This window comes from Micromonospora sp. DT231 (genome assembly GCF_049847025.1).
Lineage (GTDB): Bacteria > Actinomycetota > Actinomycetes > Mycobacteriales > Micromonosporaceae > Micromonospora.
The window spans coordinates 227,688-252,472 of record NZ_JBNCNO010000001.1; the positions used below are offsets into that span (position 1 = coordinate 227,688).

Consider the following 24,785-nt stretch of genomic DNA (forward strand, 5'->3'; position numbering starts at 1 on the left):
AGTCCTGCGCGCTGTCGAATCAGCGGCGGGAGGGGGGAGGGATCAGCGGCGGGAGCGGGAAACCCTCCCGCGCAGCGCGAGGTACGCGAGGGTGTGCGCGAGGATGCCCACCGCCACGATGGCGATGAACCCCTGCAGCAGCGGGGTCGCCGACCACCCCTCGGTGATCAGGGACCGCAGCGCGCCGTAGACGTAGGTCAGCGGGTTGACCCCGGCCACCGCGTCCATCCACCCGGTCATCTCCTCGCGGGGCACGATGGTCGTGGAGAGGAAGACGAACGGGAAGAACAGCAGGAAGGTCTGGGCGGTCACCGTCGGGTTGGCGGTGCGCAGCGCCACCGCGTAGAGGATGCCGACGTACGCCAGGGACCAGGCGAGCGCCACCCCGATGAACGCCAGCATGCCCAACACGCCGGTGGTGAACTCGACGCCGACGATCGCACCCATGATCAGCACCGGCACGGTGAGCGCGGCCACGATGGCGAGATCGGCGACCATCATGCCGAGCAGCAGCGCCAGCCGGTTGACGGGGGAGAGCAGCAGCCGGTCGAAGTAGCCGTTCATGATGTCGGTGACGACCGACGGCGCGCGGGTCACCCCGGTCACCGCGATGACGATCGACACCGGGAGCTGGAAGGCCCGGAACTCGTCGATCCCGGCCTGACCGAAGATGCTCTCCAGCGAGCCGATGAAGATCGCGAAGAAGAACACCGGCACGAAGATCGGCGGAAACAGCGTCTCCGGTTCGCGGCGGGCCTGCCGCAGCGAACGGCCGGCGATGTGGATCACGTCGCGGACGAAGCCGGCGCGCCGGGCGAGGTTCGGCCTGGGCGTGGGCACCTGCGTCCGGGTGGCGGGCAGGGCGTCGGGCATGGTGGTCATCGGGGTGCCCCTCCTGCGGTGGCGAGCTCCGCGTCGGCCTGGTCGCCGGCCAACCGCTGACCGGTGACCGAGAGGAAAACGTCGTCGAGGGTGGGCCGGCGCAGCGTCAGGCTCTGCACCGGCACGCCGGCGTTGGCGAGCGCCACGGCGACCGGCGTGACGGCGGTCGGCCCGTCGCCCACCCGCGCGGTGATCTCGGGGCCGATGACGTCGACGCCCTCGACCTCCGGCAGTGCGCGCAGCGCCGTGGCGGCCGACTCGGCGTCGCCGTCGACCCGGGCCACCACCATGTCGGCGCCGATGCGCCGCTTGAGCGCGTCCGGGGTGTCCTCGGCGACCAGCCGGCCGTCGGAGATGATGCCGACCCGCTCGGCGAGCTCGTCGGCCTCCTCCAGGTACTGGGTGGTGAGGAAGACGGTGGTGCCGCTCTCGGAGTTGAGTCGGCGTACCTCGTCCCAGAGGGCGAACCGGCTGACCGGGTCGAGGCCGGTGGTCGGCTCGTCCAGGAAGAGCACGCTGGGGTTGTGGATCAGGGCCAGCGCGAGGTCGAGGCGACGCCGCATGCCGCCGGAGTACGAGCCGGCCGGGCGCCCGATGGCGTCGCCGAGCTCGATCAGGTCCTGCAACTCGCTGATCCGGCGGTCGATGTCCGAGCTGCGCAGGCCGTACAGCCGGCCCTGCAGCTCCAGGTGCTCGAGGCCGGTCTGCCGGTCGTCGATGGCGGTCGCCTGGAGGGCGGCGCCGATCGACAGGTGCACGCCGACCGGGTCGGTCGCGACGTCGTGCCCGGCCACCGTGGCGGAACCGCCGGACGGGGTGAGTAGCGCGCAGAGCATGCGGACGGTGGTGGACTTACCGGCTCCGTTGGGGCCCAGGAACCCGTAGATCTCACCTGTTGGCACGCACAGGTCGACGCCGTCGACCGCCCAGTGCGCGCCGAATCGCCTGCGCAGGCCTGTCGCGATGATTGCGGGAGCAACTAGTCCTCCACCTGGTGGAGGTGAGACAGCCGTTCTTGGGTCCATACTGGTCTCCTCGGGCCGATATACTCAGGAGTCTCCGAGACAGTGCGTCTGGTGTCAATACATTGTGTCTCGGTAGTGCGCCGAGTCGGGACGGTTTTGGAGGCAGCTGTGGCGGAGGACTGGCGTGACACCATCGAGACTCACAAGGCTCGATACCGCGAACGGATCATCGACGCGGCGATCGAGCTGGTGGCCGAGGAGGGCGTCGCCAAGGCGTCGATGGCCGCGTTGGCCCAGCGGGCCGGGATCGGCCGAGCGACGGTCTACAAGTACTTCCCGGACGTCGAGCACGCGTTGCTCGCCCACGTCGAGCGGGAGGTCGACGACTGCCAAACGGCCCTGCTGGCGGTCCGCGCACGCGAGGAGGACCCGGTCGAGCGCCTGCGTGGCTGCATCGAGGCGCTGCTCGGCTACTTCGCGAGCCAGCGACACCGGTTGAGCTGGGTGACGTTGGAGCAGGCGGATCTCTCGTCGGCGGCGGTCTCCCGCCTCCGTACGTTGATGACCAATCTGCCGCAGGCCTTCGTCGAGACGATCTCGGCCGGCATCGACACCGGCGGCCTGCGCGGCGATCTGCGGCCGGACGTGCACGGGCTGCTCATCTTCAAGATGGTGGTCAGCCTGCACGACTACCTCGTCTCCGGCGCGCTGACCCAGCAGGACGCGGCGCAGACGGTGTGGCAGTTGATCAGCGAGGGCGTGCTTCCCCGGGAGGCCGGCCACCTCACCCCGGTGGCCAGCGCCTCGTCGGTCTGAGCGCGAGCGGGGCCGGCCCCGGGTACTCCGGGCTCCGGCCCCGCCGCTTGCGACGCCTCAGACCTCTTCGAGCAGGCCCTGCTTGATGGCGACCGCGGCGGCGAGGGTGCGGTTGGAGCAGTTCAGCTTGGCCAGGATGTTGGCCACCAGCCGCTTGACGCCGTGTTGCGAGATCAGCATCCGGCGGGCGATCTGCTTGTTGCTCAGGCCCTCGGCGAGCAGGATCAGCGTCTCGCGCTCCCGTGGCGTCAGCTTGGTGCAGTCGGCGCGGACCTGCGGCGCGGTGCCGCGTGCGCGCTCCAGCAGCCGGTTGGCCAGCATCGCCGGCATCGGGATCTCGCCGCTGTCGATCCGGCTCAGCGCCTGTGCCAGCACGTCCTCGGTGACGTCGTCCTGGATCAGGAAGCCGTTGCTCGGAAAGCGGGTGACCGCGTCGAGGCTCTCGCAGCGGCGCCCCAGCAGCAGCAGGATCTTCGCGCCCTGGCTGAACGCCGCGTCGGCGACCCGGTAGGGCCCCGTCGCCGCGAGGTCCTCGCAGGCCAGCACCAGGATGTCGTACGGCCGGCCACACGGTACGTGATCGGGATAGGCGGCGACGAAGGTGTTGACCTCGGTCACCGAGTCGAGTGAGCTGAGCATGTCGCTGAGGCCGCGACGCGCCAACTCGTTGTCGGCGAAGACGAGGACGCTGAATCCGTCTCGGCCTTCTGTGAACGGGTTCCCAAATCGTTCCACGTCGATCAACTCTCCCCCGGTTGGCCCCGTGACAAACGAAGTGTAGAGCCCGTGACAAAGTGTCGCGAGTGCCACGCGAGATCAAGATTGCAGAAACGAGAGTCTATGTCCCCTGATCACAGCATCAGCGCATGTCGGTCGCGGTCGGAGCCAACCGGCCACATTGCTCAACCGAAAGTGGGATGGGCCGAACGGTGATCGACCATTATCGACGGTTTCGTCGCCACTGATCGACGGCCAACACCGCCACCAGCAACGGCACCACGACCCACAACTGCGCCGTCGTGTAGTGCCGGAGTTCGCCCGGAACGTCCACACCCCGGATCTCCGCCTCCAGCGCGCCGGGACGGATCAGCGTGAGCGCGTGCACCGACAGCGGTACGTAGTTGACGGCCAGACCGATCAGCCACCACCCCACCACCGTGCGCAGGCCGCCGCCGGAGGACACCGAGAGGACGCCGAGCGCGCCCGCACCGACGACGCCCAGCAGGAACTCCGCGAGGATGACCCACCGTCGCCACTGGACCCCGGCGGATCCCCACATGTCGATGGCGGCCAGGCGACGCACGTCCAGTCCGAGAACCATGTCCGGCATGCTGTCACGGGCCGGTCCCGGCCCGCCATCACTTCCCGAGGACACGGCGCTGCCTACTCCTGCAGCCGGACGTCCGGAGCGGTCAGGGCCCGGACCAGGCTGCGGGGACGCATGTCGGTCCAGTGCGTCTCGATGTGCCGCAGACACTCCGCCCGACCCGCGGGCCCCAGCGTCACGCTCCACCCGGCCGGCACGTCCGCGAACGCCGGCCACAGCGAATACTGGCCCTCCTCGTTGACCAGGGACAGGAAGGTGCCCTCGTCGTCCTCGAACGGGTTCGTCATCGTCAGCTCCTCACCAGGGGTTCGGCCCGTACGGCGGCGACCCGCCGCTCCGGATGGTCGACAAGCAGTTGCAGGGCCCGCACCATGGCTGCCACCAGCCGCTCCACCTCCGCGCGCGGCAGCAGATCGGGCCGGTGGGTGACCCGGAAGGCGATCCGCTCGTACGGCAGCACGGCCAGCCCGAAGGTGAAGTGCGGGGTGTCGTGGCCGGTGGCGCCGCTCATCCGCAGGCCGCCGTTGGCCTCGGTCAGCGCCTCCATGTCCAGCGGGAAGTTCTCGAAGACGACGGCGCTGTCGAACAGCTCGCCCACCCCGGCGGCGCGCTGGATCTCACCGAGACTGAGGTACTGGAAACCACTCAGGTGGGACTGCTCGTCCTGGACCCGGGCCAGCAGCCCGGCGAGGTCCTCGTCGGCGCGCAGCCGGACCCGGACCGGGAGCGTGTTGATGAACAACCCCACCATCTTCTCCACACCCGGCAGCTCGGGTGGCCGGCCCGCCACGGTCATGCCGAACACCACGTCGTCACGGCCCAGCGCGTCGGCGAGGGTGAGCGCCCAGGCCGTCTGGACGAAGGTGTTGACGGTGAGCCCACCGGCCCGCGCCTGCGCGCGCAGGGCCGTGCTGAGCGGCTCCGACAACTCCGAGATCACGTGCTCCGGAAGCACCGCCTCCTTCTCCGGCGCCGGCTCGGCCAGGATGGTCGGCCCGGGCAGGTCGTCGAGGACGTCCCGCCAGGCGATGCGGGCCGCCGTCCGGTCCTGGCGGGCGATCCAGGCCAGGTAGTCGCGGTACGGGGGCGGCGGCGCCAGCGCCGTCCCGCGTACCTCCGCGTGGTAGAGCGCCAGCAGGTCGGTGATGAGCAGCGGCGTCGACCAGCCGTCCAGGAGGATGTGGTGCGCGCCGATCACCAGGGCGTGCCGCTCGGCGGCCAGCCGGACCAGCAGCAGCCGCACCATCGGCGGCTGCGTGGGCTGGAAGCGGGCCGCCCGGTACGCGTCGACCAGATCCGCCAGCCGGCTCTCCTGCTCCGCCGGGGCGAACTGGCTCAGGTCGATCTCCCGCCACGGCATCCGGGTCGTCTCGCCGATCACCTGCACCGGCACCGGCAGCCCCTCGTGCAGGAACGCGGCACCGAGGTGCGGATGCCGGCGCAGCAACCCGTCGCCGGCCCGGCGCAGCGCCGCCCCGTCCAGCGGGCCGTCCAGGTGCAGGGTGAACTGCACGACGTAGACGCCGCGGGCCTCGTCGGCGGAGACCGCGTGGAAGAGCAGGCCCTCCTGCAACGGCGCGAGCGGCAGCACCTCGCTGGGGCTGGGGACCTCGGCGGTGATCGCGTCCACCTCGTGCTGGGTGAGGCGCAGGAGAGGGAAGTCGCTCGGGGTGCGTCCGCCGACGCTGACCCCGGCCAGCGCCGCCAGGCCGCCCAACGCCTGTCGCCACGCCCGTGCCAGCTCCTCGACCTCGGCCGCGTCGACGACCTGGCTCCCGTACATCAGGCTCGCCGACAGCGACGGACCCTGCGGGCCGTCCACCGACCAGGCGGTGACCTCCAGGACATGGTCGAGCGCGGTACGCGGATCCGCGCCGCCGTCCAACCCGCCCGACTCCGGAGCCGGACGCCAGGCGTCCGATCCGGCGCTCGGGTCGTCGGCGCCGCCGGCGAACCGGCCCAGGTAGTTGAAGCCGACCTCCGGGCGCCCGGCCGCCGCCAGCAGCGGCCGGGTGTGCGGGTTGAGGAAGCGCAGCAGGCCGTATCCGATGCCGTGGTCCGGCATCGACCGCAGCTGCTCCTTGACCCGCTTGAGCGCCGACTCCAGGGCCGGCCCACCGGACACCACCTGCTGCCAGTCGACCGCGCCGGGGTCCAGGCGGACCGGGAACATGCTGGTGAACCAGCCGGCGGTGCGGGTCAGGTCGAGCCCGTCGACGAGCGGTTCGCGGCCGTGCAGCTCGCTGTCGATCACCAGCGCCGAGCCGCCGTCGGCCCGGCCCCGGTCCCGGCGTCGGTGGGCTGTCGCGAGGGCCAGCGCGGTGGCCAGCACCACGTCCGGCGTGCAGTGGAACAGCGCGGGCAGCCGGACCAGCAGCGCGGCGCTCTCCTCCGGTGGCAGCTCGACCGGCACGACGGCGGCGCTCGCGATGACGTCCACCGCCGGGTCGAGCGGCCGGCTGCCCAGCGACGGCTCACGACCGGCCAGCTGGGCCAGCCAGTGGTCCACCTCGTTCTCCCGGTCGGGGCGCTGCGCCTCCTCGGCGAGCAGCCCCGCCCACCGGCGCAGGGACGTGCCGACCGGCGCGAGCGCCGCGCCGGCCGAGGTCCCGTCGCGCACGGCCCGCCAGGCGGCCTCCAGGTCGGCGCCGAGCACCCGCCAGGTGACGCCGTCGACGACGAAGTGGTGGGCGAGCAGGAACAGCCGGCCGGTCCGTTCGCCGCCGGCGTCGGCGTGCACCACCCGGAACATCCGCCCGTTGGCGGGCACCAACGCCCGGCGCGCGTCCTCCCGCGCCGCGTCGAGGAGCGCGTACGCCTCGGTGTCGTCGAGGTCGGCGACCCGGACCTGGTCGACGACGGTGCTGGCGTCCACCGACCCGACCGGCAGGATCTCGCACCCGCCGGCCGCGTCGACCCGCATCCGCAGCGCGTCGTGGTGGTCGAGCAGGGCCTGCACGGCCACCACCAGATCGGCGTGGGCGAGGCCGCCCGGCACGGCCAGGGTGATCGACTGACTGAAGCCCTCCACCGGCCCCGGCCGCTCGTGGCACCACCGCATGATCGGTGTGAGCGGCATCGCGCCGATCGCCTCCTCGCGGGTCTCGACGGCCGGCGCCGTCACCGCCTGGGCGACCGCCGCGATGGCCGCGACCGACTTGTGCGCGAAGACCTGCCGCGGTGTCAGCGCCAGACCCGCCCGGCGGGCCCGGCTGGCCAGCTGCAGCGCGGAGATGCTGTCCCCGCCCAGGTCGAAGAAGCGGTCCTCGACACCCACCTCGTCCAGTCGCAGCACCTCGGTGAAGAGCCTGGCGACGACCCGTTCGGCGTCGGTGCGCGGCGCGCCGCCCCGCCCGCCGACCACCGGCCCCGGCGCGGGCAGCAACGCCCGGTCCAGCTTGCCGTTGGCGGTCAGCGGGAACCGCCGCACCACGACGACGGCCGCCGGCAGCATGTGGTCGGGCAGACGCGTCGCGGCCCACTCGCGGACCGCCACGCCGTCGGCCTCGGCGCCGGTGACGTAGGCGACCAGCCGGCGTACCCCGGGGTGGTCCTCGCGGGCGACGACGACGGCCTCCGCCACCGCCGGATGCTCGCGCAGCGCGGCCTCCACGTCCCCCGGCTCGATCCGGAAACCGCGCACCTTCACCTGGTCGTCGGCGCGGCCCAGGAAGTGCAGCACCCCGTCGGCGTCCCACCGGGCCAGGTCGCCGGTGCGGTAGAGCCGGCCGCCGGGCGGGCCGAACGGGTCGGCCGGGAACCGCGACGCGGTCAACGCCGCGTCGTCGAGGTAACCGTGCGCCAACCCGGCGCCGGCCAGGTACAGCTCGCCCGGCACGTCCGGGCCCACCGGCCGCAGCGCCGGATCCAGGACGTACGCCCGGGTGTTGTCCATCGGCCGGCCGATGGGCAGCGGGCCGTCGACCGGATCACCGGGGCGCACCGGCCAGGTGGTGGCGAACGTGGTGTTCTCGGTCGGGCCGTACCCGTCGACCACGGTGATGCCCGGCACGGCCGCCCGTACCCGGTCCACCGCGTCGGTCGGCACCACCTCGCCGCCGGTCCACACCTCCGCCACCCCGGCCAGCGCCTCCGGCGCCTCCCCGGCGACCAGCCGGAAGAGGCTGGCGGTCAGCCACAGCGCGGTCACCCGGTGCCGGGCGACCAGCTGACCGATGGTCGCCACGTCCAGGTCGCCGGGTGGCGCGACGACCACGGTGCCGCCGCGCAGCAGCGGCACCCACAGCTCGTAGGTGGCGGCGTCGAAGGTCACCGGCGAGTGCAGCAGGACGCGCCGGTGGGCGGCGGCGTCGAAGCGCCGGTCCAGCGCCAGGGCGACGATGGCGCCGCCGGACACCACCACGCCCCGGGGCACGCCCGTGGTGCCGGAGGTGTACATGACGTACGCCGGCCGGCCGGCCGCCGCCGGGACGCGGGGTGTGGTGATGCCGCCCGGTCCGTCGGGACGCAGCCGGGGGCCGGGGAAGTCGGGCAGCGCCGCGTCGTCGGCCGTGACGAGGCAGGTGGGGCGGGCGTCGGCCAGGATGGCCGCCAGTCGCGCGGATGGGTAGTCGACGTCGACAGGCAGGTACGCCGCGCCGGCCCGGAGGGTGGCGAGCAGGCTCACCACGAGCGCGGCTCCCCGAGGCAGGGCGACCGCCACCCGGTCGCCCGCCGCGACGCCCGCCGCGACCAGCGCGGCGGCCAGCCGGTCCGCGCGGGAATCCAGCTCGCGGTAGGTGAGCGTGGTGTCCCCGTCGAGCACCGCGACCGCGTCCGGGCTGGTGGCGGCGACTCCCGCCACCAGCTCGTCCGGCCCGAGCGCGGGCAGCGGCGCCGCCGTGTCGTTCCACCCGGCCAGCGCGTCACCCCCGCTCGGATCGGCCAGCCGGAGCCGGCCGACAGGTGTGTCCACGTCCGACACCAGCGCCTCGAACACGCGGCGCAGCGCGGTCAGCAGGCGTCCGACGCGTTCGTCGTCGACCACGTCCGGGCGGTGGTCCAGCCGGAGCTGGACCCGCCCGCCCCGGGCGTACACCCGCAACGTCACCGGGTAGTGGCTGCCGTCGTGGCTGGCCAGGCCGACCACCCGCAGGTCGCTGCCGTCGGGCTGGAAGCTGCCGGTGTCCATCGGATAGTTCTCGAACGCGAACACGCTGTCGAAGAGGGTGGTGTGCCCGACCGCCCGGTGGATCGCGCGCAGGCCCAGGTGCTGGTGCGGCATGAGGGCCGTCTGCTCGACGCGCAGCCGGGTCACCACCTCGCGCAGCGACGATCCGGCGGCGCAGCGGACCCGTACCGGCACCACGTTCATCGACAGGCCCACCATGGCCTCGATGTCGTCCAGCTCCGGCGGGCGTACCGACACGGTGGCGCCGAACGCCACGTCCGCGCTGCCGGTGGTCGCGGCCAGCGCCAACCCCCAGGCCGCCTGCACGACCATGTTGAGCGTGACCCCGCAGCGACGGGCCGCGTGCGCCAGGCCGTCGGAGAGCGCGTCCGGCAGGTCGACGGCGACCTCACTGGCCGGCACCGGGTCCCGCCCGTCGCTGCCGGGCGCGAGCAGGGTCGGCGTCTCGAACCCGGTGTACGCCGCACGCCAGGCCGTCGCCGCGGCGTCGGTGTCCCGGCTCACCAGCCACGTCACGTACTCCCGGTACGGCGTCAGCGGCGGCAGGTCCCGCGCGGCGTCGCCGCCCGCGTAGAAGCTGAGCAGGTCCCGGATCAGCAGGGGCGTCGACCAGCCGTCGGCGACGATGTGGTGGCAGAGCAGGGAGATCCGGTGCCGCTCCTCGGTGAGCCGGTGCACCGAGATCCGGACCAGTGGTGGCCGGGCCAGGTCGAAGCGCCGGGCACGGTCGGCGGCGAGCAGACGCTGCGACTCGTCCTCCCGGGCGGCCGGATCGAGGCCACGCAGGTCCGTCTCGTCCACCGGTGGGTGGCCGCCCCGCGGGATCACCTGCACCGGCCGGGTCAGCCCGTCGTGCAGGAAACCGGCCCGCAGGTTGGGATGCCGGCGCAGCAGGTCGTCGGCGGCGCGACCGAGCCGGGCCACGGCGAGCGGGCCCTCGACGTCGAGGATCAGCTGCACCGAGTAGACGTCCAGGGCGTTCTCGTCGAACCGGGCGTGGAAGAGCATCCCCTCCTGCAGGGGCGCGACGGGCAGCAGGTCGACCGGGTCCGGCACCGCCGCGACCACCACGTCCAACTCCTCCGGGGTGAGCGGCGCCAGGCTCAGGTCCAGGTCCGGGTGCGTGGTGTCGCCGGAGCCGGGCAGGGCGGTGTGCGCGGCGAGCCCCACCAGCGCCTCCGCCCACCGGTTGGCCAGCTCGGCGATCTCCTCCTCGCCGAACAACTCGCCGGCGAACATCAGCGAGGCGGTGAGCTGGGTGCCGGTCGGGCCCTCCTGCGCGACCATGCCGATCTCCAGCTCGTGCGGCAGCGGCGAGTCCGGGTCGGCCCCGCCGCCCAGACCGTCGAACTCCTTTGCCGCGCCCCACCCGGTGCCGGCGCCCTCACCGCCCACCGCCGCGAACCGGCCGAGGTAGTTGAAGCCGATCTGCGGGCGGCCGGCCTCCGCGAGCACCGTCGACGTGTGCGGGTTGAGGTAGCGCAGCAGACCGAAACCGACGCCCTTGTCCGGCAACGACCGGGTGAGCTGCCGGACGCGACGGATGGCGACGCCCACGGCCGGCCCACCGCAGCGGACCTCGTCCCAGTCCGGGGCGCCCGGGTCGAGGCGTACCGGGTAGATGCTCGTGAACCAGCCCACCGTGCGGGACAGGTCGACGCCGGGCACGACGGGCTCCCGGCCGTGACCCTCGATGTCCAGCAGCACGTCCGAGGCGTCGCCCCGGCCGCGACCCCGCCGCCACGCCGCGACGGCCAGCGCCAGACCGGTCATCAGCACCTCGTCCGGTCCGCAGTGGAACAGCGCCGGCGCCCGGGTGAGCAGCAGCTCGGTCTGTTCCGCGGGCAGCCGCATGGCGAACATCCGGCTGGTCCGGGTCACGTCGCGGGTCGCGACGAGCCGATCGGTGCCGAGCGTGGGGTCCTCGCCCGCGAGCTGGTCGAGCCAGACGTCGACCTCGTCCTCCCGCTCGGGGCGGCGGGCCTCCTCGGTGAGCAACTGCGCCCAGCGCCGGTACGACGTGCCGACCGGCGGCAGGTCCGCCGACGTCCCGGCCCGCGCCGCGCTCCAGGCGGCCACCAGGTCGGGCACCAGCACCCGCCAGGCGACCCCGTCGACGACCAGGTGATGCGCGACCACCAGCAGCCGCCCGGGGTGCCGCGGACCGGCGTCCAGCCACACCAGCCGCAGCATCACTCCGTCGGTGGGAGCGAGTTCCCGGCGGGCCGCCTCGGCCTCGCGCCCCACCGCCTCCGCCAACCCGCGCTCGTCCAGGCCCGCGACGTCCACCCGGCGTACGCAGGACGCGGCGTCGACCGCCCCGCGCGGCCGGACGTCAAGCGTCCAGCGGGCGACCCGGGTGCCGCCGCCCCGGCGGGTCAGGGTCAGCCGCAGCGTGTCGTGGTGGTCCAGCACGGTACGCAGGGCGGACACCAGCCGGTCGTGACCGAGGTCGGCCGGCACCTGGAGCCCGACCGACTGGCTGAACCCGTCGCCGGGACCGCCCCGCTGGCGGAACCACTCCATGATCGGTGTCAGCGGCACCCGTCCCACGCCGTCGTCGGCGACCTCCGCCGGACCGTCGTCGACCCGGCCGCAGATCGCCGCGAGAGCCTCCACGGTGGGGTGCTCGAAGACGTCCTGGGGGGTGAAGGAGAGCCCGGCGCGGCGGGCGCGGCTGACGAGTTGGATGGCGATGATGCTGTCGCCGCCGATGTCGAAGAGGCTGGCCCGGTGGTCGACCGACGGCAGGCCGAGCACGTCGGCGAAGACGCCGGCCAGCACGGTCGCGGCGCTGGCCGTCGGGTTGGCGGCGGCGGCGAAGTCGGGCGCGGGCAGGGCGGCCCGGTCCAGCTTGCCGTTGGGGGTGGTGGGCAGCCGGTCCAGGACGACGACCGCGCTGGGCACCATGTGGTCGGGCATCCGCGCGGCGGCCCACGCCCGTACCGTCGCGCCGTCGACCGACCCGGTGACGTACGCGACGAGCTTGCGATCGCCGGGGCGGTCCTCCCGGGCGACCACGGCGGCGGCGGTCACCGACGGGTGTCCGGTCAGCGTGGCCTCCACGTCGCCGGGCTCGATCCGGAAGCCACGAACCTTCACCTGGTGGTCGGTGCGCCCCAGGTAGTGCAGGACGCCGCCGGAGTCCCAGCGGGCCAGGTCACCGGTGCGGTAGAGCCGGGTGCCGGGCGGGCCGAACGGGTCGGCCGGGAAGCGTTCGGCGGTCAGCGCGGGATTGCCCAGGTAGCCGTCGGCGATCCCGTGACCGGCCAGGTACAGCTCGCCGGCGGTGCCGGGCGGGACCGGCTGCATCGCGCCGTCGAGGACGTACGCGCGGGTGTTGGGCAGGGGCCGCCCGATCGGCGGAGGGCCGTCGACCGGGCCACGGCCGTACCAGGCGGTGGCGTAGACGGTCGCCTCGGTCGGGCCGTAGACGTTGCCGAGGCGGGCGTCCGGGAATCGCTCGCGGACCGCGCGGGCCACCTGCACGGGCAGCGCCTCGCCGGCGAGCAGCAGCGTGTCCGGGGACAGGTCCAGTCCACCGTGCGCGACCAGGTGCCCCAGCACCGACGGCACGGTGCTGACCAGGCTGACCTGCCACCGCGCGGACGGCTCGGCGATCAGGGCCAGCGGATCGGCGACGAGTTCCACGGTGTGCCCGGCCAGCAGCGGCACCACCACCTCGAAGACGGAGACGTCGAAGCTGAGCGAGGTGGACGCGAGCACCCGGCGCAGCGCCCGGTCGCCGATGTCCCTGCGGGCCCAGGCGAGCAGGTTGGCGACCGACCGGTGGGCGACCACCACGCCCTTGGGCCGGCCGGTGGAGCCGGAGGTGTAGATGACGTACGCGGGGTGCGCCGGCAGCAGCGCAACGGGCCGGTCGGCGTCGCCGGGCCGCCGGGCCGGACGCCCGTCCACGTCGGCGCGTACCGCCGGGTCGTCCAACCGGACGGCTCGGTGGTCGGGGTGCCGGGCGGCCAGGTCACCGCTCGTCACCAGCAGCGCCGGCCGGGCGTCGGCGAGCATGCCGGCGACCCGGGCCGCCGGGTACGCCGGGTCGACCGGCAGGTACGCCGCGCCGGTCTTGGTGATCGCGAGCAGCGCGACCACGGTGTCCGCCGTGCGGGGCAGCGCCAGCGCGACGAGGCGGCCCGGCCCCGCGCCCGCGGCGAGCAGGTGGTGCGCCAGCCGGTTGGCCCGCTCGTCCAGATCCCGGTAGGTCAGTCGGGTCGCGCCGGCGACCACGGCGACGGCCTCGGGGTCGCGGTCGGCCGTGGCCTCGAAGAGCCCGGGGATGGTCGCCGGGACGACGGGGGTCGCCGTGTCGTTCCACTCGGCCACGGCGCGGCGGACCGGATCGCCGACCAGGTCGACACCGGCCACCGGCTGTCGGGGGTCGGCGGTCAACGCCCGGCGCAGGCCGGCCAGGTGGGCGGTCAGGTCGGCCGCGTCGAAGTGGGCGGCGTCGCCGTCGAGCAGCAGGCGCAGGCCGTGGTCGACCGGGTCCTCCACGACGCGGACGACAAGTTGCGCCGGTTGCCCGGTGCCGAGGTGCCGCACGGTCGCGGGGACCGGGCCGAAACGGGCCGGCGCCGCCGCGGGGACCGCCTCGATCAGCACGCCGTACGGCCCGACGTCGGTGACCGGTTGCCGAAGGTGGCGGCGGGCCCGGCGGGTCGCGTCGGCCACCCGGCGCACCACGGCGGCCACGGTGTGCTCGGGTCGCACCGGCACCCGCAGCGGCAGCACCCGGGCGAGCGGGCCGGGGTCGCGCAGGTCGCCCCGTTCGGTGCGCCCGGCCACCCGTACTCCGGTCAGCACGTCGGTCCCGGCGCCACGCCGGTGCAGATAACAGGTGACGGTCGCGGCCAGCCAGATGGGCCACGCGACGCCGGCGGCGCGCGACGCGGCGCGTACCGTCGCCGTCTCGCCCGCGTCCAGCGGGGCCTCCGCCGTCACCCGGCCGACGCGACGGTCGTCGAGGGCTGTCGACAGGCTGGCCGGCTGGGGCGCGTCCCGCAGCTCGCCGGCCCAGTGCCGCCGTGCCGCGTCGGCGCCCGGCGACTCCGGGCCCGGTGGGATCGTCGCGCGCAGCGGCTCCCCGGCGGCGCCACCGCCCAGCAGTCCGGAGTAGATCTCGGCGGCCCGGGTGGTGACCAGCTCCACGCCGTGCCGGTCCAGGTGGCGGGCGGGGTAGCGCTGGTACCAGCCGCAGCGGCCCGCGCCCAGGTGCAGCAGCGCCTGAGCGGACCCGCGGTCGGCGCCCCGACCGCCGGTGGCGTCCGTGCCGTTACCGATCCAGCCCTCGGCGGCGCGCTCCGGGTCGGGCTCGTCGCCCAGGTCGACAAGCTCCACGTCTTCGGGCGCGGGTAGCCCGGTGGCGGTCTGCAGTTCGTCCAGCGCGCGGCGAACCGCCGTGCCGAACAGCGCCGGGTCGAGTATGCCGTCCGGTGTGACGAGTGCGGCGACGGCGCCGGTGTGGTCGGCCACGGTCATCTCCCCCTAGAGGACGCGGGTGTGGGCGTAGTGGTGGAAGCCGGGGCCAGCCTTGCGCCCTCCGGTTGCTTCCCGGTCATCCGGTCGCCGCCGGCAGCCATAGATCGAGCACCGCCAGGCCCGGCTCGGCCGCCGCCGCGCGCAGCACGCCGACCAGCTCGTCGGCCAGCGCCGCAGCGGTGTCCGGGTCGAAGAGCGCGGTGCGGTAGGTCAGGCTCGCGGCCACGCCGTCGCCGTCCGGCCGCACGGTCAGCGCCAGGTCGTACGGGTGCTCGACGGCCGAGGCGTCCACCGGCCCGAACCACATGTCGAACAGCGGGTGGCGGCCCGGCAGCGGCGGCAGGTCCAGTGCCCGCGCCAGTGCGTCGACAGGCACGCCGAGGTGTTGGCGCGCCCCGGCGAGCGTGGCGTCGACCCGGGCCAGCAGGTCGCCCCAGGTGGGGTCGTCGGAGAGGTCCACGCGGATCGCGGCGGGCTGCGACCCCTGGCCCCCGTCCAGCGCCGCGCCCACCACCACGTCGTCGGTGCCGGCCCGCGCCGCGACCACGGCGAGGTACGCGCCCAGCAGCGCGGTCACCGGATCGCCCCCGGCGGCCGCCACCACGTCGGCGGGCACGCCGAACCGGTGCACGGCGGTGGCGGCGTCCCCACCGGTCGGGCGGGGGCGGTCGGTCGGCAGCTCCATCACCGGCGCGTGGGCGAGCACCTCCCGCCAGTACGCGACGTCACCGTCGGCGCCCCGGCCGGGCTCCTCGACCTCCGGAGCCGGAGACCCGGGCCGGGCGGCCGCGACGGTGCCGGCCACCTCCCGCAGGGGCCGGTCCGGGTCGGCCGCGAGCGCCCGCAGCAGCGCCACGAACAGCTCGGCCATCCCCACCACCGTGGAGTGCTCGAAGAGTTGGGTGCTGTATTCCAGGATGCCCACCAGGTCCCGCATCTCGGCGTGCTCGCCGAGCACCAGGCTGAGGTCGAACTTGGCGGTGCCGGGCGGCAGCCCGGGGAACGGATCCTCCCGGTCGCCGCCGCCGAGCACGTTGCCCCGCCCGATGTCCCGCGAGACGGTCGGCGGCAGGGTCTGGTGGACGTACATCACGTCGAACAGCGGGCTGCGCGACGGGTCGCGCGGCCCGGCGACCGCCTTGACCACCCGGTCGAAGGGCACCTCCTGGTGCTCCAGACCGGTCAGCACCGTCCCGCGCACCTGGCGGACCAGGTCGCGGAAGGTCGGCTCACCGGACAGGTCGGCGCGCAACGCGATGGTGTTGTTGAAGAAGCCGATCAACTGCCACAGCTCCGGGCGGGTACGCCCGATCGTCGGGGTGCCCACCACCACGTCGTCCTGCCCGCTGTAGTGGCCGAGCAGCACGTACAGACCGGAGAGCACGACGGTGAACAGCGTCGCGGTCTCCGCCCGGCCCAGCTCCCGCAGCGCCTCGGTGACCTGCTCCGGCAGGATGAAGCTGTGGTGGTCGCCCGTGTGGTCGCGGCGGGTCGGCCGGGGATGGTCGGTGGGCAGGTCGAGCACCGGCGGGTCGTGCAGCTTCTGCCGCCAGTAGTTCAGCTCCGCGTCCAGTGCCGGACCGGTCAGCAGCTCGCGCTGCCACCGGGCGTAGTCGCGGAACTGGATGGGCAGCGGTGGCAACTCCTGCCGCTCGCCCCGGGTACGGGCGGCCAGGTGGGCCGCCAGTTCGGCGGAGAGCACGGCCGGGGCCCAGCCGTCGTTCACCGCGTGGTGCATGAGCGTGATGCTCAGGTGGTCGTCGGGGGAGAGCCGGACCAGCACGACGCGGACCAGCGGGTCGTCGGCGATGTCGAAGACGTGCCGCTGCTCGGCGTGCAGGATCTCCCGGGCCGCCGCCTCCGGGTCGGGTGCGTCGGAGACGTCGACAACTGTGAAGAAGTCGCCCAGGGCGGGACGGATCACCAGGCGCGGCCGGCCGTCGTCGGTGACGAAGTTGGAGCGCAGGACCTCGTGGCGCGCCGCGAGATCCTCCCAGGCCAGGCGCAGCGCCTCGGCATCGAGTGGGCCGCGTACCCGGGCCGGCGCCGGCAGGTTGTAGAGCGTGGTGCCCGGGTCCAGTTGGTGGTGGAACCACATCCGCTCCTGGCCGAACGAGACCACGAGGTCGTCGCCGGGCACGATCGGTGGCAGCCCGCGCGTCGTCGACGCGCGCCGGCCCGCCGGCCTGGCCGGGCGGTGCGCCGGGTCGGCGACCGGGGGCGCGGCGGTGGCGTCGGGCTGCGGTACGGCGGCGGACGGGGATGGCTGGGCGGCCGGACCCCGTTGCTGGGCGGCAGGGGCGGAGGGCTCGGCGGCCTCCGGCTTGACGGTCTCGGGCTTGGCGGCCTCGGGCTTGGCGGCCTCGGGCTCGGCGGGGTCGAGCGCCTGCGGATCGGGCGTGACCCGTGCGGGGCCGGCGGGTTCGGGGTCGAACGCGCCGGCGCGTTCGGCGATCAGGCCGGTGAGGTCGTGCACGTATGGGTGGTCGTAGACGTCGATCAGGCCGAGGCCGACGTCGTAGGTCTCGGCGACCCGGTCGATCAGTTGCAGGGCGATCACCGAGTTGCCGCCGAGCGCGAAGTAGTCGGCGTCCGCCGGTACGTCGTCGGCGTGCAGCAGAGCCCGCAGTGTCTCCCGCAGCCACGGTCCGACCGGCGGCCCGACGGGCTCGGCGGTGGTGGCGGGCTCGGCGACAACGGCGACGGCAACGGGCTCGGCGGTCGTTGCCTGCGCGGTGGCGGGTTCGCTGGTGCCTGGTTCGGCGGTGGCGGGCTCAGCGGTCGCCGCCCGCGCGATGGCCGGCTCGGTGGTGGTTGCCCGCGCGATGGCGGGAGTGGCTGCCCGCGCGAGAGCTGGTTCGGCGGTGGTCGCCCGTGCGACGGCCGGCTCGACGGCTGTCGCCGGGGGCGGCGGCGTCTCGGCGTCCGCAGGAACGACCGCCACCTCGGCCGGAGCCGCGGGCGGGCCGAGGCGGATGATCTCGCCCAGTGGCAGCGGCCAGCAGCGTTCCCCGCGCAGCGGGGTGCCGGGCAGGTGGATCCGGCGCGCGGGCGGACCGGCCGGCACCTCGGCCAGGGCGGCCCAGTCGAGGTCGACCCCGGCGGAGTACAGCGCGCCGAGCACGTGCAGCATCCCGTCGGGGCCGGGCGGCACGCGCAGCACGTCGTGCGGTCCGCCGGGCGTCGCCGGGTCGGCGAGCGCGTCGCCGAGTTCGCCTCGCAGGCCCAGCTCGACGACGGCGACCGGGCCGTCGGCGAGCACCGCGGCGACGGCGTGCCGCAGCCGCTCCGGGTCGGCGGCGGGGAACGAGTCGCGGTCGGTCAGCTCGACGGTGTCCTCGGGTGTCAGCTCGTCGCGCAGCCAGCGCACGGCGTAACGGGCCGCGCCGGAGCTGAGCATGCCGTGCACCGGCACTCCGGCGGCCACCAGCCTGCGGTGCGCGTCGAGCTGCCAGGCCACCGTGTCGGCGCGGGGTCCGCGCAGCGGCAGGGACGTCGGCAGCGGGGCAACCGTGGCGTCGGCCGGCACCTCGGCGTCCCCGGAGAGCAGCAGCACCACTCGCGGCGTGCCTCCCGCGTCCGTCGCGCTCCCCGACAGGGCGCCCGCCGGGTCGACGGTCCGGCGCCAGGTCGCCTCGGCGGCCAGGGCGGTCGCGGCCGTGCGGGTGTCGGTGGCCACCACCGCGAGTCGTACCGGGTGGTGGTCGCGGCCCGCGCCAAGCGTGACGGCCACGTCGGCGAGGCGGGCCGTCCCGGGCCGAAGGGCGACCGCGACCCGGGTGCAGGTCTGCAGCAGGTCGTCCGGGGTACGGGCGGAGATCGGCAGGAGGCGCGCCCCGCCGTCGTCGGCGGCGGGTGGCTCGGGCGCCTGCTCGACCACGCAGTGCGCGACGATGCCGCCCAGGCTGAAGGAGCTGATGCCGGCCCGGCGCGGCTGATCACGGCTGCCCGGCCACTGTTCCAGTGCGGTCACCACCCGCACTCCCGCCGCCTCCGGGTCGACGCCGTCGGCGGGGGAGCGGTAGTGCAGCGACGGGTAGCGCTCGCCGTGGCGGACGCTCAGGATCGCCCGCACCAGGCCGGCCACACCGGCCGCGTGGTCGAGGTGACCGATGGCGGTCTTGACCGAACCGATGGGCAGCGCCGTACCGCGCCGGGTGCCGGCCCGGCGACCGGCCAGGCCGAGCCCTTCGATCTCCACGGCGTCGCCGAGCCGGGTGCCGGAGCCGTGCGCCTCCAGGTAGCCGGCCGTGGAGAGGTCCAGACCGGCTGCCCGCCAGGCCCGGCCGATGACGTCGGCGTGGGCGACGGCACTCGGTGTGCTGATCGTGGCGGACCGGTGTCCGTTGTGGCCGATCGCCGTGCCCCTGATGACGGCGTGCACGGGCAGACCCTCGGCCCGTGCCCGGGACAACGTGCTGAGCAGCAGCACCGCACCGCCCTCGCCGGCCGCGGTGCCGTCGGCGTCGGCGTCGAAGGCCCGGCACCGGGCCTGCGGGGAGATGATGGCCTGGAACGCGCCGGTGTCGTCGGCGGGTGGGTGCAGGGAGCGCACCGCGACCCCGCCGGCCAGCGCGAGGTCCGCGTCGCCGGCCCGCAGCTCGCGGCAGGCGTGGTGCACGGCGATGAGCGAGCCGTTGCATCCGGTGTCCACGCCGTAGGTGGGGCCGACCAGGCCGAACAGGTGAGCGACCCGCGACGGCAGCGCGCAGGGCACGGTGCCGAGCATGGCCAGGGTGCCGGTCTCGCCGACGAGCGCGGCGTAGTCGGCGCTCGGTGAGCTGAACACCACGGCCGTCCGGCTGTCCCGCAGGCTCGACGGGGCCAGGCCCGCGTCCTCCACCGCGCCCTGCGTCAGGTGCAGGGCGATGCGGTGCTGCGGGTCCATCAGCTCCGCCTCCCGGCGGGACAGGCCGAAGAAGCGGTGGTCGAAGAGGTCGATGCGGTCCAGGTAGCCCAGCTCCGCGTAGCGGACGTCAGGGTCGACGTTCGTGCTCTCCATCCGCGTCGCGGGCATCGGCCGCACACTGTCCCGGCCGGCGCGCAGGTTGGCGCGGAACGTGTCGAGGTCGTCGGCCTGCGGGAACCGCACGGCGACACCGATGATCGCGATGTCCTCTCCTGGCTGGCCCATCGTTCTCCCTCCCGGGGGTCACACTTCGAAGCTGAGCGCGGCGGCGGGCGGCGGCCCGGTGCGGCCGGCGGCGGGCGTGTCCGCCACTCCGGCGATGACCGCCGCCTGCGCCGCGATCGTCTTGGCGTCGAACAGCTCACCCACCCGGACCGCCCCGGACCACCGGCGGTCCAGGCGCTTGTGCAGGTCGACGACCTTGAGCGAGGTGCCGCCGGCGTCGAAGAAGTTGTCGTCCAGGCCGCAGCCCCGGTGCCCCAGCACCTCGGCCCAGATGTCGGCCACCGCGCGTTGCAGCCCGGTCCAGTCGTGATCAGCGGGCGCGTCCACCGGGTCCTCCTCGCGTGCGGCGCCGAGCCGCGCGAGGGCGTCCCGGTCGAGCTTGCCGTTGACGGTCAGCGGTATCGCGGGCACCGCCACGAACCGCGCCGGCACGGCGGCCGGCGGCAGCGACTCGCGGCACAGCGCCCGGAGCACCACCGGCGACGGGGGCGGGCCGTCGCAGACCAGGTACGCGACGAGCACCGGCTCGGGTACCAGCGGGTCGAGCAACACGGCGGCCTGGCGTACCCCGGGGTGGACACTCACCACCTCCGCCACCTCGGCCGGCTCGACCCGGTGCCCGCGTACCTTGACCTGGTCGTCGGCCCGTCCCCGGAACTCCACGGTGCCGTCGGCGCGGCACGCGGCCAGGTCCCCGGTGCGGTACAGCCGGGCGCCCGGCTCGGCGGCGAACGGGTCGGCGACGAACCGCTCGGCGGTGCGGGCCGGTTGCCCGGCGTAGCCCTGCGCCAGGAACGAGCCGCCGACGTACAGCTCGCCGACACGGCCCGGCGGCTGCTCGCGCAGCGCGGCGTCGAGGACGTGCACGCTCGCCCCGGGCAGCGGTGCGCCGATCGGCACCTCGCCGTGGCGGTGCGTCGGCGCCACCCGCTGGAAGGTGCACGAGACGATGGCCTCGGTCGGCCCGTACTCGTTGGCCAGCTCGGTCTCCGGCAGCAGGTGGCGGTGCCGACGCACCAGGTCGGCGTCGCACCGCTCGCCGCCGACGCTCACGTGCCGCAGCGTGGGCGGCAGCAGCGCGGCGTGGTCGAGGAGCAGCCGATAGTAGGACGGCACGCAGATGAGGTGGGTCGCGGCGTGGGTGGCGGCGAGCGCGGCGACGGCACCGGGGTCGGCCATCCGCTCCTCGTCGGGCAGCACCACCGTGCCGCCTCGGCGCAGCGTCCACAGGGTGGCACCCAGGCTGCCGTCGAACGACAGGCGCAGGGCGGACAGGAACGTCGGTGGCTCGGCGCCGTAGAGCACGCCGCGGCAGCGGATCGAGGCGTCCAGGTTGGCGTGGCCGACGACCACGCCCTTCGGCCGGCCGGTCGAACCGGAGGTGTGGATGACGTACGCGGGCAGGTCCAGTGGCAACATCGTTGGCAGCGGCACCGGTGGCGCGGCCACCAGGTCACGGACGTCGAGGTGGGCCAGCGTGTCCGCGCAGGCCGGGCGGCTGCCGGCGTGCACCAGCACCCGGCAGTCGGTGTCGCGCACCACCGCCGCCAGCCGCCCCGCCGGCTGCCCCGGCTCGACCACCGACCACGCGGCGCCCACCCGTGCGGCGGCCAGCATGGCGACCACCGTGGCCGTCGACTGTTCGAGGTGGACGGCCACCACGGTGCCGGGCAGCACACCGGCGGCGACCAGACGCATCGACAGGTGGTCGACGGCGTCCGCGAGCGCGCCGTAGCTCAGCACCTCGTTTCCCACGACCACCGCCGGCGTCTCCGGGGTCTCGCTCGCGTGGGCGAGGATGTCGACCACCAACGGCGTCATCGGGGCGCGCCCGTGCGGTCGTCGACGCGTACGTGACCGGGGCGGGTCGGGGGCAGCAGGGCCGGGTTGGCGGCGAGCAGCATCCGGTCGGCGTCACGCCGGACGATCTCGAAGCCGCTGAAGCGCAGCGTCACCAGCATGATCCGGTTGACCGGCGTGGGCACCAGCTCGGCGACCGGGCGGCGGCCGGCGGCGACCGCGGTACGCACCAGGTGGTCCAGCAGCACCGCGCCGACGCCACGGGAGACCACCCGGCAGGACATCAGCAGCAGCTCCAGCACCGACTCGGTGTCGGTGAGCCGGGTGACGGCCAGGCCGATCGTGCCGTAGGAGCCGAAGCGGTCGGACAGCTCGGCGACGGTCACCTGGTAGCCGTCGTCACGGCACATGGCTCGCAGCTCGTCCATCCCGTACGTGATGCCGGTGCTGTTGAGCTGGTGGGTGCGGACGGTCAGCTCGTGGGCGCGTGCCAGGTCGTCCTCGGTGGCCTGCCGGACGGTCAGCACCAGGTCGAGGCTCGCCAGGAAGTCGGTGTTCGGCTGGTCCCAGTCCTTCTCGGCGGCGGCGCGACGGTGCTCGGCCTGGTACATCCGCCGGCGCCGCCGCGACTCGTCGGTGACGAACGGCGGCTGGAACTCGACGCGGGCGGGCAACTCGCCGACCTGCGTGGCGTCGTAGCAGCGCACCTGCGGCAGCGCGTGGGCCACCTCGGCCCGCTCCACCGGGTCGTTGTCGACGAAGGCGAGGGTGTCCGAGCCAATGCCGAGGGTCTCGGCGATCCGCCGTACCGCCGTCGACTTGTCGCCCCAGCCGACCTCGACGGCGCAGAACATGTCGGCCAGTCCCACCGCGTCGAGGTGGGCGGCGGCGGTGTCGTGGTGGCCACGGCTGGCCACGGCGTGCAGGATGCCCCGCTCGTCGAGGGCGTGCAGGGTGCCGACCGCCGCCGGGATCGGGGCCGGCTTGTCGCCCTCCAGCACGACGCCGCCCCACAGCGTGTCGTCGAGGTCCCACACCAGGCACTTCACCGTCTGGCTCATCACTTGTCCGTCCCGCGCACCAGCAGGGCACTGCTCCAGGCCGCGACCGGGCTGCTGTTCATCACCAGGACGTGCCCTCCCGGTGCCACGGCGTCGGCGGTGTCGTCCAGGTTGGCGAGCACGTCGATCGGACCGAGGTGCCCGTAGCGGGCCAGGTTTGTCGGGCAGGCGTCGTCGATCGTGACCTCCAGGGCGCTCTGCCAGAACGCGAACGCGCCGCGGGACAGGTTCTGCATGAGTACCGCGTCCAGCCGGTCCGGGGTGAGGCCCCGGGCCGCGAGGACCTCCCGGTTGAGGTCGCGCAGCCGGTTGCGGCTCTCCATCGCCAGCCGGAACGAGTAGGTCAACTCGTCGGAGCAGGTCTCCCGCCAGTCGCTGGCCGGAACGTCCCGGTAGTCGATGTGGAACAGGTCGGCGTAGCTGCCGTCGCTGCGCAGCGCGTGCTCGACCCAGCCCCACCGACCCGTCTCCCGGCCGAGCAGCACGGCCGCGCCGGCGTCACCGAGGACTGTCATCGGAGGCCGGTAGCGCTCCTCGGTGGCGGCGGCGGCGCCCATGGCCACCAACACGTGCCGCCAGGCCGGCCGACCGCGCAGCAGCGCCACGCCCACGTCGATCGCCGCGGACACCGACACGCAGCCCAGGTCGCCGACGCTGAGCGTGGCTGCCCGGGTCGCCCCGATGCGGGCCTGCAACCGGGTCGCCTCGGAGGCCAGCAGGTACTGCGGCGCGCGGCCCTGTACGAGGATCAGCGCGTCCAGGTCGTCGGCCGCCAGGCCGGCCCGGTCCAGCGCCTGGCGGGCCGCGGCGGCGGCCAGGTCCACCTCGGCCCCTGGTCCCGGCCGGCCGTGGTGGTCGCGCAGGCAGCGCACCTCGTCGATGCCGAGGGACAGCACGTGGGCCCGGCGCGCCTCCGGCAGCGCCGCCACCTCCGGTAGCGCGGCCACCGCCACCGCCTCCGGCGGCAGGTGGACGCTCACCGGGCCGAGCCAGACCGGTGCGGTCACGACGGCACCACCACGGGTACCGGCGTGGTCGGCGTCGCCGCGTCGCGGCGCCGGTGGGCGCGGATGGCGTGGTCGGCGAGGTGCAACTCGCTCACCTCGTCGGAGCCCTCGATGATCCGCATGACCGTGGCGTCGCGCAGGAACCGGCCCACCAGGCTGTCCGCGTCGCAGCCGGCCGCGCCGTGCACCTGCACGGCGTCCCGGCTGACCTGGGCGGCGGCGCGGGAGGCGGCGTACTTCGCCAGGACGGTGCCGGCCACGGCGTCCGGGTCACGGGCGGCGCGGAGCCGCGCCGCGTGCCGGCAGAGCTGTTCGGCGGCGGTGACCGCGACGTGTCCCCGGCCGAGCATGGCGCGCACCACCTGGTGGTCGGCGAGGCGTACCTCGCCCTGTGTGCGGTCCACGGCGTGCCCGGTGGCGGCCCGCTGGCAGGCCCGCGCCATCCCGACGCACCCCCACGCCACGGTGTAGCGGCCGTGGTCGAGCGCGGTGCCGGCGACGTGGGACAACCCGAACCCGGCGGGCGCGACGAGGTGCGAGCGGGGGACCCGGACGCCGTCCAGGTCGAGGTGCGCCACCTGGGCCGCCCGCAGGCCGAGCTGACCGCGTACCGGCTCCCGGCGCAGGCCCGGTCGGTCGCCCTCGACCAGCACCGCGGCCGGCGCCCCGCCCAGGCGTCCGATCACGAGCAACAGGTCGGCGGTCGCGCCGAACGTCACCCACTGCTTGCGGCCGGTGACCCGCACCGAGTCGCCGACCGGTTCGATGCTGGTGGCCACGGCGGACAGTTCGGTGCCGGCGCCCTCCTCGGTGGCGGCGAAGCCGGCGACCCGCGCGCCGGTGGCCAGCGCCGGCAACCACCGCTCCCGCTGGTCGGCCGAGCCCCAGCGGGCGAGCGCGGCGGCGACCATGCCCTGCACGGTGAGCAGCGCGCGCAGCGAGGAGCACACCGCACCGATCCGGGCGGTGGCCTCACCCAGCGCCTCCGGCGACGCGCCCGCGCCGCCGTAGCGTCGGGGTAGGTCCCGGGCGAGCAGACCGGCCGCGCCCGCCTCCGCCACGACGGCGGAGGGCAGCGCGCCCGCCCGGTCCCATCCGGCGGCGGCGGAGCGTACCGTGTCGGCGAAGTCGGTGGCCTCGGCCACGACGGTGTCGTCGGTGTCCAC

12 protein-coding genes are annotated in these 24,785 nt (G+C 74.7%); 1 reads left to right on the forward strand and 11 read right to left on the reverse strand.

Features of this window, described 5'->3' with window-relative positions:
* Nucleotides 1–42: 42 nt before the first annotated feature.
* Together ACPXBU_RS01055 and ACPXBU_RS01060 are read right to left on the reverse strand one after the other, a co-directional pair.
* Nucleotides 43–882, reverse strand: a complete 840-nt coding sequence (locus ACPXBU_RS01055; protein WP_393368268.1) for an ABC transporter permease — start codon at nt 880–882, stop codon at nt 43–45.
* Nucleotides 879–1,907 carry an ATP-binding cassette domain-containing protein gene (locus tag ACPXBU_RS01060; protein ID WP_393368270.1) on the reverse strand — a complete coding sequence of 343 codons (1,029 nt, stop codon included), beginning with the start codon at nt 1,905–1,907 and terminating at the stop codon, nt 879–881. Before ACPXBU_RS01060 ends, ACPXBU_RS01055 begins: the two co-directional genes overlap by 4 nt.
* Nucleotides 1,908–2,015: 108 nt before the next feature.
* Here ACPXBU_RS01060 and ACPXBU_RS01065 point away from each other — a divergent pair, with 108 nt between their 5' ends.
* Nucleotides 2,016–2,663 carry a TetR/AcrR family transcriptional regulator gene (locus ACPXBU_RS01065; RefSeq protein WP_425755680.1) on the forward strand — a complete coding sequence of 216 codons (648 nt, stop codon included), beginning with the start codon at nt 2,016–2,018 and terminating at the stop codon, nt 2,661–2,663.
* Nucleotides 2,664–2,720: 57 nt separating this feature from the next.
* On the opposite strand, the gene ACPXBU_RS01070 is transcribed toward ACPXBU_RS01065, so the two are convergent.
* The 9 genes from ACPXBU_RS01070 to ACPXBU_RS01110 form a co-directional block, all read right to left on the reverse strand.
* Nucleotides 2,721–3,398 (reverse strand): response regulator transcription factor, encoded by a 678-nt coding sequence (locus tag ACPXBU_RS01070; protein WP_425755682.1) that lies wholly within the window; start codon nt 3,396–3,398, stop codon nt 2,721–2,723.
* Between the two features lie 205 nt (nt 3,399–3,603).
* Nucleotides 3,604–3,984 (reverse strand): hypothetical protein, encoded by a 381-nt coding sequence (locus tag ACPXBU_RS01075; RefSeq protein ID WP_393368274.1) that lies wholly within the window; start codon nt 3,982–3,984, stop codon nt 3,604–3,606.
* A 62-nt stretch (nt 3,985–4,046) separates the two neighbouring features.
* Complete coding sequence (locus ACPXBU_RS01080; protein WP_393368276.1) at nt 4,047–4,277, reverse strand: MbtH family protein; 231 nt, start codon at nt 4,275–4,277, stop codon at nt 4,047–4,049.
* A gap of 2 nt (nt 4,278–4,279) precedes the next feature.
* A complete protein-coding gene (locus ACPXBU_RS01085) occupies nt 4,280–14,611 on the reverse strand; it encodes an amino acid adenylation domain-containing protein (protein ID WP_425755685.1) in 10,332 nt (3,443 codons plus the stop codon).
* Between the two features lie 82 nt (nt 14,612–14,693).
* Entirely contained in the window at nt 14,694–19,751 is a 5,058-nt protein-coding gene (locus ACPXBU_RS01090) for a condensation domain-containing protein (RefSeq protein ID WP_425755687.1), read from the reverse strand.
* Nucleotides 19,752–19,769: 18 nt separating this feature from the next.
* The gene (locus tag ACPXBU_RS01095) at nt 19,770–21,572 is read right to left on the reverse strand and encodes a non-ribosomal peptide synthetase (RefSeq protein ID WP_425755689.1); all 1,803 of its coding nucleotides are present in this window, start codon (nt 21,570–21,572) and stop codon (nt 19,770–19,772) included.
* Nucleotides 21,569–22,612, reverse strand: a complete 1,044-nt coding sequence (locus ACPXBU_RS01100) for an HAD-IIIC family phosphatase (protein ID WP_425755691.1) — start codon at nt 22,610–22,612, stop codon at nt 21,569–21,571. The genes ACPXBU_RS01095 and ACPXBU_RS01100 overlap by 4 nt, the downstream gene beginning before the upstream one ends.
* On the reverse strand, nt 22,612–23,619 hold the full coding sequence (locus ACPXBU_RS01105; protein WP_425755693.1) for a hypothetical protein: 1,008 nt from the start codon (nt 23,617–23,619) through the stop codon (nt 22,612–22,614). Before ACPXBU_RS01105 ends, ACPXBU_RS01100 begins: the two co-directional genes overlap by 1 nt.
* A complete protein-coding gene (locus ACPXBU_RS01110; RefSeq protein ID WP_425755695.1) occupies nt 23,616–24,785 on the reverse strand; it encodes an acyl-CoA dehydrogenase family protein in 1,170 nt (389 codons plus the stop codon). Before ACPXBU_RS01110 ends, ACPXBU_RS01105 begins: the two co-directional genes overlap by 4 nt.

Coding starts and splice junctions, on each gene's coding strand:
- ACPXBU_RS01075 (WP_393368274.1), bottom strand. CDS start 3,984: ATGGTTCTCGGACTGGACGTGCGTCGCCTGGCCGCCATCGACATGTGG.
- ACPXBU_RS01055 (WP_393368268.1), bottom strand. CDS start 882: ATGACCACCATGCCCGACGCCCTGCCCGCCACCCGGACGCAGGTGCCC.
- ACPXBU_RS01100 (WP_425755691.1), bottom strand. CDS start 22,612: ATGAGCCAGACGGTGAAGTGCCTGGTGTGGGACCTCGACGACACGCTG.
- ACPXBU_RS01060 (WP_393368270.1), bottom strand. CDS start 1,907: ATGGACCCAAGAACGGCTGTCTCACCTCCACCAGGTGGAGGACTAGTT.
- ACPXBU_RS01090 (WP_425755687.1), bottom strand. CDS start 19,751: ATGGGCCAGCCAGGAGAGGACATCGCGATCATCGGTGTCGCCGTGCGG.
- ACPXBU_RS01080 (WP_393368276.1), bottom strand. CDS start 4,277: ATGACGAACCCGTTCGAGGACGACGAGGGCACCTTCCTGTCCCTGGTC.
- ACPXBU_RS01095 (WP_425755689.1), bottom strand. CDS start 21,572: ATGACGCCGTTGGTGGTCGACATCCTCGCCCACGCGAGCGAGACCCCG.